Below are 11,719 nucleotides of genomic sequence, written 5' to 3' on the forward strand. Positions count from 1 at the left end.
TTGATCGATGCCCCGCCTTGGAGACCCTTGTCGTAGCGTTCATGCCAGTTCCCACCGATTATCAGGATCAAGATCTCTTCGACCCTGCGATGCAATCAAGACCCCTGTTCTACAGGCTGTCAACATCATTATGATAGGTTTATGATTGCTTGCAGCGCGGCTCGGCGTCTCACAATCCGCCTTGAGCCACACAATCCGCCTGCTGAAGAACGCCTCGGGGTTCGCCTACTGACACGCACCACCCGAAGCGTTGCGCCGACCGAGGCTGGCACGCGACTGATCGTCGGCGTCGCTCCCGGCGTTGATCGCATCGAGACAGAGCTGGCCGCGATCGATGGCTTGGCCGTAGACCAACGAAATGCAATTTCGGAGTTGTTTCAGATGCAGTGCCACCTGATTAGACTGCGCATGAACTCAACTGAGCATATAGCCACCTTCAATTGTGTATTTACGGGACATTGACGCTGATATAATTGACGAAATTGCTAAAAAACTGGTCAGCGATTTTACGAGCAGTTCCCTCGATCAGCTTAGATCCTATTTGTGCAATTTTTCCACCGATCACGACATCCGCAATATAGGTTAACTCAGTCCCTCGGTCATTCGGTGTAAGCAGAACCTTGGCTTCGCCGCGTGCCATGCCCGCAATGCCACCTGAACCTTGGAATATGATTACACACTGATTTGGTGGCTGCTGCTCTGTCATTTCTGCGTGACCCTGGAAGCGCGCCTTGATTGGCCCGATCTTCAACGTCACAACCGCTTCATACTTCACAGGAGAAGTCTGGATAACTTCTTCGCATCCAGGAATGCTCTTATGAAGCACCTCAGGATTGTTGAGCAATTCCCATACTTTTTTTGGTTCCGCGTCTATGTCGTAATTTCCTTCGAACTTCATACAAGTTCCTCACTCTTTGCAATTTCAGTCGTAGGAGAAACGGACTTTATTGCGTTGATTATGTTCTGGTAGCCCGTGCAACGACAAAGGTTTCCGGAAATGAGCTCTCGAATTTCCTTGTCGCTTGAAAAGTCAATGTGAAGATCCGCTGTCAGCGCGTAGTCCAGTGTCATTAGCAGGCCAGGCGTACAAAACCCGCACTGAAGACCGTGTTTTTCATGGAATGCCTGCTGGAGCGCTCCCAAACAGCCATCGACGGCCAAGGCTTCGACAGTCCGGATCGAATGGCCTTCGGCCTGAACCGCAAGCATCAAACAACTGCGTGCCGGTTCCCCATCAAACTGGATTGTGCATGCGCCACACACGCCATGTTCGCAACCGACATGGGTCCCGGTGAGGCGCAACTCGTCGCGCAGGAAATCCGCCAGCAAAGTTCTGCTGTCCACTTTTCGTTCAATTGCTTGGCCGTTGACGGTAAGAGAAATTACGTGACTGCTCATAACTTCAACCTCTCTTTACATCGAGATGAACAATCCGGTCTGCGGCCCTGGCGATGGCTCTGGAAGTCACGGCGGAGGCAAGCTTCGCCCTGTTCTCGGCAGTCATCGTCGAGTCCTCCGCAACGTCGAGGATTTCGCGGCAATGGAGCTTTACATCTGCAGGCAGATCATTTCCGACCGGCCTGCCGATAAGCCATTGCTCCAGAGCATGGAAACGGATCGGCGTTTCGCCAATGCTGCAAAGGGCTATGCGCGCATAATCGATCTTCCTATCCTCAGCGCCGATCAGAACTGCGGCGCCGCATTGTGCGAAATCGCCATGCCGCCGCGCGACTTCCTCAAACGCCCATCCAACGTATTGGGATGGTACGGGAATGCGGATTTCGCAAAGCAGTTCATCGCTTTGAAGACCGTTTTGCAAGGCGCCTTGGAAGAACTCTTCGGGCGTAAGAACGCGCTCCCCCCGTTTCTCGGACTTGCAGACCATTGAGGCGCCTAATGCAGTTATCACCGCAGGCATTTCCGACGCCGGGTGCGCATTGCAAAGATTGCCACCCAAAGTACCTCGCGTCTTGATCTGAATGTGCGCGACCGAAGTCATCGCCTCGGACATCAACGGTATCGTCGAGCGGAAGATTTCTTCCTGTTCAACACGACAGTGCCGGACCATCGACCCGACATACAAGGTATCGTTTTCGCATCGAACCTGCTGCAGCTCGGAAATGTCATTGATATCGAGTACCAGTGCCGGACGGGACATTCGGAAGTTGAGCAGCGGCATCAGGCTTTGCCCGCCAGCAAGTATAGCGACATCGTCGGAATGTTCGGCCAGGATTGCGAGCGCTTCTGGCAAGCTGGTCGGCCGAATATAGTCAAACGCGGTAGGTTTCATGCGCATGCTCCGGCAGAAATGGCGGTCAAGATGCGATCTGGGGTAACCGGAGTTCGGTTCAATTTCGAGTTCGTGATTGGGCGTAGTGCATTCTCGATAGCGTTCACTACTGCGGCCGGAGTACCGATAGTGCCTCCTTCTCCGACTCCCTTCATCCCCCCCGGTATGAGCGGTGACTCGGTCACCATATGGTCAAAACGCATGTTTGGTATTTCGCTGGCTGTAGGCATCAGGAAGTCCGCAAAGGAGCCTGTCCCTAGTTGACCGTTCTCGTCATAGCGCAACTCTTCATAGAGAGCCTGTGCGATGCCTTGAGCAATTCCGCCGTGAAGTTGGCCATCCACGATCATCGGATTGACGATCGTTCCCATGTCGTGAACCAGCATGCAGTCCAGGAACGACACCGCGCCGGTATCTTCATCGACTTCAACGGCAACCAGGTTCATGCCGTATGGCCAAGCTAACTGCACTGTGTCGAAAACCCCTACCGCCTCGAGCCCCGGCTCTACATCCTCCGGCAGCTCGATGATTTGGCAATAGGCAGCCCTGCCGATGGAAGCGAAAGATACATAACGACCCGGATCGTCGCGCACCATGACGCCGCGATTTGCCAGAACTAACGTATCCGGATCGGCCTGAAGCCAATGACGAGCAATAGAGAGTATCTTTTCCCGCAAACGCGTCGCCGCGCGCATGACAGCCGGACCGCCGATAGTGATCGAACGGCTAGCCCCTGTGCCCCAGCCGGTGTAGGGGTTAAGGGCCGTATCTCCCGTCATTACCGTCACGTCATCAGGATTCAAACCTAACGCATCGGCAGCTATTTGCGCCAAGCTATTGGTCACGCCCTGACCCATGTCGCAGAGGCCTGTGTAGACATACACATCACCGGTCGTATCCATCCGAATACGTGCAATGTCGTAACCACCTTGCCGTCCACCAACATAATTAAGAAAACGCGATGGGCCATGGGCGCTAACCTCGGCGTAAAACGACATTCCGATCCCAATACGCCGTCCTTGGGCCTGCGCTGCTGCCTGGCGCTCCAACCATGCCTCGTAGCCGAACGTCTTCAGTGCTCTGTCATGCAATACCTCATACCGGCCGCTGTCGAACGTATGAGCAAGACCGGTGTAAGGCATTCTGGCTTCAGGCACGTAATTGATCCGCCGCACCGCAGCCGGATCAAGCTGGAGTTTGTGCGCCAAAAGATCCACCATCCGTTCGACTGCAAAGTTTGCCTGAGGCTGTCCCCAGCCGCGATAGGAACCTGACGGCGGCTTGTTGGTTACAATCGCCTTTGCGACGGAACGTGCGTTCGGGATCAAATAGACACCCGTCATCATCACCGAAGTCAGCCAGACCGGTCCCATCGACATTGTATGATGGCTCGCGCCGAGATCGCCTTTTATGTCCGCGATAATGCCGGTAATGCGCCCGTCGTTCATGGCACAGAGTTTGACGTCGATGACTTGCTCGCGGGCGTGAACTGTCGCCGAAAAAGCCTCCAGCCGGTCTTCTATCCAGCGCACCGGTGCCTTGACCCGCTTGGCAAGGAGCACGATCGCGGGTTCTTCGACGTAGAAATGAAATTTCGCACCGAAGCCTCCACCCAAACGGGGCGATCTGATGCGTATCTTGCTGGCCGGAATATCCAGCATTTCCGACATGAAATCACGGCACTGATTGATGATCTGCGTACCATTCCAGACATTCAAGTTCTCGCCCTTGAAGTCCCATTGCGCGATGAAGCCGCGCGTCTCGAGCGGAGCCGGATGGCAGCGTTGGATTTCGAACCGCTCCTCAAAGACGAGGTCGGCAGATGCCATGGCCGCGTCCACATCGCCAATTTCCGAGCTGACCTTGGCCGCGACATTGTCAGGCCATCCCTCATAGAGACGTGGCCCGTCAACAGCAAGCGAAGCATCGATGGAAGCGACGACAGGCAATTCCTCATATTTGACGACGATCAACTCCAGTGCATCTTCTGCGACATAGCGATTTATCGCGGCGACCACAGCGACCGGTTCACCGGCATAGCGAACGATGTCTCGGGCCAGCGGGAAAGTCGGGGTTTCGCGATGGTTCTGGTAGGTAATCATGAGGGGAAGCGGTTTGACATAGTCCGGAATATCCGCGCCCACCATGACGTCGTACACACCAGGCAGAGCCAGGGCTTGTGAGACGTCTATCGAGACGATCCTAGCATGAGCAAACGGACTACGCAGGAACGCGGCCTCAAGCATGCCAGGAAGCTTGATATCGGCAATGTACTCGGTTCGCCCTGCAAGGATATCCGCATCCTCGCGACGCGGTACGCTTTTTCCGACCCAGGTACCGAAGGCGTCGCCCTTATTAATGTCAGCAAACATGCAAACCTCCACAGTTCTACACAGCTTGTCGCGCAACCATTTGCCGGAAAGAGTGTCGATCCGGACACCGTCCGCAGTGCACCCGTTGGACTTCTAAATCCTCAGGGAACCAAATTCTCAACCAGCCACATGGCAATGCTCTCTTTTCGAGTTGCCGAAGTTGCTGGCGCTTGCAAACCTTCGGTTCTTGTGGCGGGGTCTTCGCGATACTGACGCGAGCGTCAACTGCCGCTGAAGCCAAACGGCCAGGCAATCGACCGACGTCTTTTCTTCGACGCGTCCGAATCCTACCTCACCAGTGAATACTGGCCTCGACAACGATTCCCAATGGGGCGAACTGTCTTACGGTCCAATCTCTATGTTCCCTTTTATTATTGTTCTCAGGAAAGCTTTCATACAGCTATCCCCGTGTCAATAGCTATCATACAGGCACCCGCGCCGTGCTTTACCCTTCGGAGGGAAGAGGTTCCTTGTGATATGACGATGGCGGACGCGCTGCGCCCCTAAGTTTTCTAAAGTGCGATCGGATCGTCATACCGAAATGTGGTGCTCAACCTCGTTGTTGAAATAGCTCAACGAAGTTACGCTCTGAGATCGGCCGTGCGCGATCGAGCGTGACAGAAGTGACAAGACGGACGAGCTCGGCTTGAGTCGCGTGCGGTGGCACGCATCATCGAGCCAATGCCCGTCGATCAAACCGGATTTTGTTTTGCCCAGCCGCTTCGAGCTGTTTGCACATACCGCGGCCTCGTCACAAGGCCGCGGCAAGTCCCTGATACATTAGAATTTCTTGGAGACGAACACGGACATCGCATTCTCATCCACGCCATCGACCCCGTATTTGTTGTTGAAGTGGACGTATCTCAAACCCAGATCGAAACTGCCGGCTTTCTGGCCGAGCGCATTGGCTACGTCCCACCTGATCTCCGGCTGAAAATAGATTTGCTCCTCTACTCCCACACCCTGGCTGCCGATCAGGTCGAGAACCCCTCCCGTTGAGAACTTCTGATCGCCTATTGCGAACGGAATGTCCCAAACGAGAGTGGCCTGATAGGTCGTATCTAGGTCACGACCATACGGGTCTATCTGATTGTCATAGGCATAGACCCCAAAGGTCAACACGCTAAAACCCGGTACTTTGAAGCTGGCTCTCGCACCGTAAATGGCAACCAAGAAATCCTGACCGGCGTTGAAGCCAATACCCGGCCCGATATCTGCCAGGAACGATTCCTCTCCGAATGGAATGCCTCCCAGCGACTTCGCGCTCAGATGTGCATAACCCTCGCCATAGAAGTTGACTCGGTTTGAAGTCCCGTCCCACTGATGATCCCGATAGACGTCGGCGAAGAAAAAGAGATCGCCATATTTGTAAGCGCTGAAATGCTGGAATTCTAGCATCGTTCGGGTCGTTGTTTCAGCACCATTTCCCCCAAAACGATACCCGCCGCCGAAATGAAGCTGCAGTTGATTGGCAGAAAAGGTCTGCGCCAATGCGGAAGTTGACAGGCCGTGGCTGGCCGCAACGAGCAACATGGCTCGAATCAAGAATTTCTTCAGTCCATTCAGACAGGATTTTGGCGTGAAGTTCATTTTCCCCTCCCGTGGAAGTTGCTTCGATGATGTGAGTACCAGCAAGGAGACAGCCTTAGTCTTCCAGACTGTCCGATCCCATTCGTTCGACGAGGTTTCGTGGACTGCCAAGCGGCCCTCGCGAGCCGTCTGGCAATCCGAGACAAGGTTCGTCTTTAGTTGGGAAGCGTGGTGTCTATGCCTTTGACTAGAAATTTCATCGACTTGATTGCAGTGTCGTCGAGATTTGTACCTTCGGCGGCAATTTCCTGCCCGGTGTTTGACATAATAGGCCCTCTGAATGGCTGGAAGCTGCCGTTTCGCATCTCCTCGAGCCTGGCCATGATCTGCTTCTTTTGCTCTTCGCTAAGGTCGGGACTGAGCCCAGCAATGCCCATCGAGCCATCCTTCACGCCTGAAAAGGTGTCGTCTCCAACGAACTTCCCGTCGATAGCGTCCTGGATCTTCCGGATCAGAGCGGGGCCGAATTCAGCTTGTGCGGAGCAAAGATGCTTGGTCGGTGCAAACATTGTGTTGTCGGACAACGTAACTGTTACGTAGACACCAAGTTGCTCGGCTGTCGACACGGTCGAAGGAGTTCCGGGGAACAGCGAATACAGCACTTCCGCACCCTGGGATGCGAGCGATTCAGCAGCCGCTTTTTCTTTTGCAGGATCGAACCAGGAGTTGAGCCACACGACCTTTACCGGCTTAATGTCGGGGTTCACGCTCTGTGCGCCAAGTACATAGGCGTTCATGATGCTTAGGACTTCCGGCAAAGGGAATGCGGCTACAACGCCGAGATTGCCCGTTTTGGCGGCCATGCCCGCGGCCATGCCGCAAAGATAGGATGCCTCGTAGTGACGGAGTGCAAGCGTCGCGAAGTTTGGTTCGTTGACGTAACCGCCATAATGCAGAACCTTAAGGTCTGGATAGCGTCGCGCGAGCACCAGTCCGTCATTCATGAGTCCGAATGCTCCAAGAATGAGCATGTTAGTACCGTCAGCTGCCATCCTGTTCATGACGCGCGTGGCATCAGGCCCTTCGCCGACACCGTTGACGGCATTGACCTGGACCTTGTCGCCGAAGTGATCGACGATCGCCTGGCGGCCGCGTTCAAGTTCATGGTCCCACCCCGCTTCGCCAATTGCGTTCGGGATTATGTAGCCGATCTTGAAAGGGTCCGAGGCAGCAGGCCCCGAAAGCAGCAAGCCCAGCGCGGTTGCTCCCAATAAAGTGCGTACCCAGATCTTCATGTTCCCAACTCCATTCTTGTTGCTTGAATCCGACCAGCTAGTTTGCCGGCCGGAAGTTTTCTCCAAGGGAGACCGGTGCGTTGAGACGGATGCGAGACGCGTCCGAGGACACGATGGTCAGCACCACTATCGTCAATGCGTAAGGCATGCAGGTCAGGATGACCGACGGTATGCTTAACCCGAGGGCCTGGATCGCCAGATCGAGAAGCAAGACGACACCGAACAGATAGGCCCCCACCGTGAGGCGGATTGGCCTCCAACAGGCAAATACGACGAGCGCCACGGCGATCCAGCCACGACCTGCAATCATTCCTTGCGACCAGAGTGGCGTCAGGACGATGGAGACGTACGCACCACCCAGACCAGCCATCAGGCCACCGAAGAGAACAGCGATAAAGCGGACCCGGATAGGGCGAAGACCTATCGAATGAGCAGCCTGTGGATTCTCCCCGACGACCCGCAACACAAGGCCCCGCTTCGTTTTGAACAAGAACCAAGCGAGTGTGATGGCTGAACCGATTGCCAGATACACCATAACGTCTTGACGAAAGAGGATTGGACCGACGAGTGGCAGATCGGAGAGGATCGGTATGGTGATCTTTCCCATTGGTAAGATCGTCATGCCTTCATATGATCGAGCAAGTAGCGCGGACAATCCGAGGCCAAGGATGCCCACTGCGAGCCCTGCTACGACCTGATTGGCAAGGAAAACGAGAACCAGGAGCGCGAACACGACCGACAGCAGGAGTCCTGAAACGCCACCAGCAGCGAAGCCCAGCAGGAACGATCCCGTATCATGCGTTGTCATAAACGCGATGGCGGCAGCGATCGCCATCATCCCTTCCACACTCAGATTGAGAACGCCCGATCTCTCGGTGACCAGTTCACCCAACGCTGCGAGCATCAAGGGAGTGGCCATCGCAAATGCCCCGGCCACAACAAAAGTGAGCGCATCCATCATAAAGGTCCTTTACGCGGGGATTAACGGGGGCGGCGCACGCCGGATTTCGTACCGCGCGAACACGGCAGTCGCGAGGTAGAACACCAGTAGCAATCCCTGGAACACGACCGATGCGGAAGCCGGAATGTTTGCCGTCACGAGAGAATTGTCGCCACCAACATAGACAACGGCCATGAGCATTCCGGCGAAGACGATTCCTATGGGGTTCAATCCTCCGAGGAAGGCGACGATGATCGCCGCAAATCCGTAGCCGGGGGATATGATTCGTTGCAGCTTTCCGATAGGTCCGGCGATCTCTCCAACGCCTGCAAGCCCCGCGACAGCACCTCCGATCAGAAGCGATATCCAGACCGCCTGTTTTGGCAGGAAGCCGGCGTACCTTGCGGCGGCAGGCGTTGTTCCGCCAACCAGCAACTTGAAGCTCGCGAAGCTCTTCGAGACGAACACCCAGCAGATGATTGTGACCGCAAGCGTGATGAAAATAGAAAGGTTGGCCCTCACGCCGACGCCACCGAACGTCGGGTAGAGCGCGGCCGAGGGAAATAGCACCGATTGTGGGAAGTTGTATCCCATCGGGTCGCGAAGCGGCCCCGTGACCAGAAAGTAGAGAAGCTGCCGGGCAATCTCTGTCAGCATGAGCGTAACGATCACCTCGCTGGCGTTGAAGCGAGTACGCAGCAGCGCCGCGATGCCAGCCCAGACCATGCCGGCCGCCGCCCCAATGAGGATCATCCCGGGTAGCATCAGCATTGAGTCGCTATGGGACCAGTAAATCGGAATGAGGCTGGCGCAGATCGCGCCGATAATGAGCTGTCCTTCCGCGCCGATGTTCCAAACCTTTGCGCGAAAGCTTATTGCAAGTCCCTGCGCGATCAGGATCAGCGGGCTTGCTTTGATCAGCACCTCTCCGAGGTTGTAAGCGGATGAAAGCGGTTCGATAAAGAACGTATAGAGCACAATGCCAGGGTCGGCACCCAGTCCAGCGAACAGGAAAAATGCCGCGATGACAGTCAGCGAAATGGTTACAAGAGGCACCGCAATTAAAGCAATGCGCGATTGCCTTTGCCGCGGCACCAGGACGAACGGCTGTCTGATATTCATTGTGCAGCCTCGCTGAACAGGGGAGCAGCGATGTCGCCAATCATCATGCGTCCGATTGTTTCGGCGTCCGTCGCGCGCGCATCAAGGGCAGGCGATGCCCTGCCCTTAAACATCACCACGATGCGGTCGGAAATCTCGAACAGTTCCTCGAGCTCTTCCGAGATCAGCAGAATAGCGGTTCCCGTATCGCGCAAATCCACGAGTTTCTGACGGACCATCGCTGCTGCGCCGACATCAATCCCCCAAGTTGGCTGCGCAATCACCAGTACCTTGGGCGCCATCATAATCTCACGGCCAACAATGAACTTCTGTAGATTTCCTCCAGAGAGGCTGGCCGCGTTCGACTTGCTGCCGGCGCACACGACATTCATGTCGGCGATGCATTGGTCCGTAAACGCGTCCCGCGGCTGATTGCGCACCATCCCGCGACCGGTCATACCCATTCGATGGCCCGTAAGCAGCGAATTATCAGCCAAGCTGAAGGGAGGGACGGCACCACGGCCAAGCCGTTCTTCCGGGACGAATGAAAGCCCAAGGTTGCGGCGGCGGCCCGCGTTTTCGTGTGCGACAGCCGTACCCATGAGCTCGATGCGATGCTTTTCGGATGGGGCGAGAACCTCTTCGCCGGACAACATCTTTGAAAGCATGTGCTGTCCGTTTCCGGAAACGCCCGCAATTCCGAGGATTTCGCCTGAGCGCACCTCCAAGCTCAGGTCATCAATATTGACAATGTGCGGATCCGGGTCGTGCGAGGAGAGATTCGCGACACGAAGCCTTACCGCACCATCCTGTCGAGCCGGCGGATGAGCAGTCTTCGGCAAATCCCGGCCAATCATCAGCGAAGCGAGCGCATGGCTTGATGTTTCAGCAGGGATCACATGTCCAGAAACACGACCCTGGCGCAATATCGTCGCCGAGTGACAGAGCGAACGTATTTCTTCAAGTTTGTGGCTGATGTAGAGGATCGACATGCCTTTGGCGACAAGTCGTCGCAATGTCTCGAAGAGTTGCTCGACGTTCGGTGGAGGTAACACCGATGTCGGCTCATCCAAAATGAGGAGTTTCGGTTCCTGCAATAGGCATCGGATGATCTCGACCCTTTGACGTTGGCCAACGGAAAGATTGCAAACCAGCGCCGCAGGCTCGACCTTGAGGCCAAACTCCTGTCCCGTTTCCCTGATCCTGCGAGACAGTTCCTTGAGCGTACCTGGGACGGTCAGCGAGATGTTTTCAGCTACGGTGATCGCTTCGAATAAGGAGAAGTGTTGAAACACCATGCTGATGCCCAACTCCCGGGCATGAGCCGGGCTATCGATACGCACGGGATGACCTTGCCAATAAATGGTGCCGGCATCCGGTTGGGCGACACCGAAGATGATCTTCATCAACGTTGATTTGCCGGCGCCGTTTTCGCCAAGTACCGCGTGGATTTCGCCGGCGCTTACGTCAAGATCGATGTTTTCGTTCGCGACTACAGCGGGATATCTCTTGGTAATTCCAGAAAGGGAAAGCAGCGGCGCTCCATTCCTGGGCGCCTCGCCGACTTGTACTGCTGGGTTGCTGGTCATTTACCCGCCTATTTGAGGTTGATGTCTGGCAATTCGATGAAGCCGGAAAGTCCATCATCCGGCTTTAGCAATCACGAATTGCGGGAGACTCAGATGGGCCTATCTCTCTGTCACCAGCCGATCCTTCATTGGACGACTATCATGCATATTCAACGAAATAGCGGTTGATCGCCGCGAGGTCTTCAGCAGCATTCCGGGCAAGAATGCCGGCTCGGCCAAGCTGTTAGTCTCGATACGGGAAAATGCCCCGCAACACGCATGCATGTGTGTTGCGCGTTTACATATGCAAAATCTGAAGTCATGACACTTGTTCAATAAACAAGTGACCTTCATCTTCAGTCTTACATAGCCCAAGCCTGACTATTTACAGGCATGAACATCAAATTGACTTGTGAAGCTCTTTGCTGCCGTCCGGTCGGCCTCTGCCGACATAACACAGCCAACCAAGTACGATCTTGATACAACTGCGTCCTTCTCCGACACATCGTTGAAGGCTCACGGTTGGTGATTGGCGGTAGCCGTCACGTCCAGAAACATGCCCTGCATTTTCCCCATTCCAGTTCCCTTTTTTTGTTCTTTTGTTTTTAGCAAGCTTTCATATA

At 55.1% G+C, this 11,719-nt stretch carries 9 protein-coding genes and 1 pseudogene; 1 reads left to right on the forward strand and 9 read right to left on the reverse strand.

Annotated features, from left to right (window positions below; genetic code table 11):
• Positions 1-151: 151 nt before the first annotated feature.
• Positions 152-337, forward strand: a pseudogene (locus H5P29_RS32385) (LysR family transcriptional regulator); the annotation flags it as partial.
• A gap of 111 nt (positions 338-448) precedes the next feature.
• Here the strand turns inward: H5P29_RS32385 and H5P29_RS26210 are convergent.
• The 9 genes from H5P29_RS26210 to H5P29_RS26250 form a co-directional block, all read right to left on the reverse strand.
• On the reverse strand, positions 449-898 hold the full coding sequence (locus tag H5P29_RS26210) for a CoxG family protein (protein ID WP_154387398.1): 450 nt from the start codon (positions 896-898) through the stop codon (positions 449-451).
• A complete protein-coding gene (locus H5P29_RS26215; protein WP_154387399.1) occupies positions 895-1,398 on the reverse strand; it encodes a (2Fe-2S)-binding protein in 504 nt (167 codons plus the stop codon). The genes H5P29_RS26210 and H5P29_RS26215 overlap by 4 nt, the downstream gene beginning before the upstream one ends.
• 4 nt (positions 1,399-1,402) lie before the next feature.
• Entirely contained in the window at positions 1,403-2,290 is an 888-nt protein-coding gene (locus tag H5P29_RS26220; protein ID WP_185910201.1) for a xanthine dehydrogenase family protein subunit M, read from the reverse strand.
• Positions 2,287-4,662, reverse strand: a complete 2,376-nt coding sequence (locus H5P29_RS26225; protein ID WP_154387401.1) for a xanthine dehydrogenase family protein molybdopterin-binding subunit — start codon at positions 4,660-4,662, stop codon at positions 2,287-2,289. Before H5P29_RS26225 ends, H5P29_RS26220 begins: the two co-directional genes overlap by 4 nt.
• Before the next feature lie 780 nt (positions 4,663-5,442).
• Positions 5,443-6,252, reverse strand: a complete 810-nt coding sequence (locus tag H5P29_RS26230) for a hypothetical protein (protein WP_154387402.1) — start codon at positions 6,250-6,252, stop codon at positions 5,443-5,445.
• Between the two features lie 155 nt (positions 6,253-6,407).
• Complete coding sequence (locus H5P29_RS26235; protein ID WP_154387403.1) at positions 6,408-7,487, reverse strand: BMP family ABC transporter substrate-binding protein; 1,080 nt, start codon at positions 7,485-7,487, stop codon at positions 6,408-6,410.
• Between the two features lie 37 nt (positions 7,488-7,524).
• Entirely contained in the window at positions 7,525-8,445 is a 921-nt protein-coding gene (locus H5P29_RS26240; RefSeq protein ID WP_154387414.1) for an ABC transporter permease, read from the reverse strand.
• Positions 8,446-8,457: 12 nt separating this feature from the next.
• On the reverse strand, positions 8,458-9,549 hold the full coding sequence (locus H5P29_RS26245) for an ABC transporter permease (protein WP_154387404.1): 1,092 nt from the start codon (positions 9,547-9,549) through the stop codon (positions 8,458-8,460).
• Positions 9,546-11,117: an ABC transporter ATP-binding protein gene (locus tag H5P29_RS26250; RefSeq protein ID WP_154387405.1), complete on the reverse strand. Its 1,572-nt coding sequence runs from the start codon at positions 11,115-11,117 to the stop codon at positions 9,546-9,548. The genes H5P29_RS26245 and H5P29_RS26250 overlap by 4 nt, the downstream gene beginning before the upstream one ends.
• Between the last annotated feature and the right edge of the window lie 602 nt (positions 11,118-11,719).

Origin of the sequence: Aminobacter sp. MDW-2 (assembly GCF_014250155.1) — a bacterium.
GTDB lineage: Bacteria > Pseudomonadota > Alphaproteobacteria > Rhizobiales > Rhizobiaceae > Aminobacter > Aminobacter ciceronei.

Excerpts from the sequence above, each read along its gene's own strand:
- H5P29_RS26245 (WP_154387404.1), bottom strand. The coding sequence starts at position 9,549 with ATGAATATCAGACAGCCGTTCGTCCTGGTGCCGCGGCAAAGGCAATCG.
- H5P29_RS26235 (WP_154387403.1), bottom strand. The coding sequence starts at position 7,487 with ATGAAGATCTGGGTACGCACTTTATTGGGAGCAACCGCGCTGGGCTTG.
- H5P29_RS26240 (WP_154387414.1), bottom strand. The coding sequence starts at position 8,445 with ATGGATGCGCTCACTTTTGTTGTGGCCGGGGCATTTGCGATGGCCACT.
- H5P29_RS26230 (WP_154387402.1), bottom strand. The coding sequence starts at position 6,252 with ATGAACTTCACGCCAAAATCCTGTCTGAATGGACTGAAGAAATTCTTG.
- H5P29_RS26225 (WP_154387401.1), bottom strand. The coding sequence starts at position 4,662 with ATGTTTGCTGACATTAATAAGGGCGACGCCTTCGGTACCTGGGTCGGA.
- H5P29_RS26215 (WP_154387399.1), bottom strand. The coding sequence starts at position 1,398 with ATGAGCAGTCACGTAATTTCTCTTACCGTCAACGGCCAAGCAATTGAA.
- H5P29_RS26220 (WP_185910201.1), bottom strand. The coding sequence starts at position 2,290 with ATGAAACCTACCGCGTTTGACTATATTCGGCCGACCAGCTTGCCAGAA.
- H5P29_RS26210 (WP_154387398.1), bottom strand. The coding sequence starts at position 898 with ATGAAGTTCGAAGGAAATTACGACATAGACGCGGAACCAAAAAAAGTA.
- H5P29_RS26250 (WP_154387405.1), bottom strand. The coding sequence starts at position 11,117 with ATGACCAGCAACCCAGCAGTACAAGTCGGCGAGGCGCCCAGGAATGGA.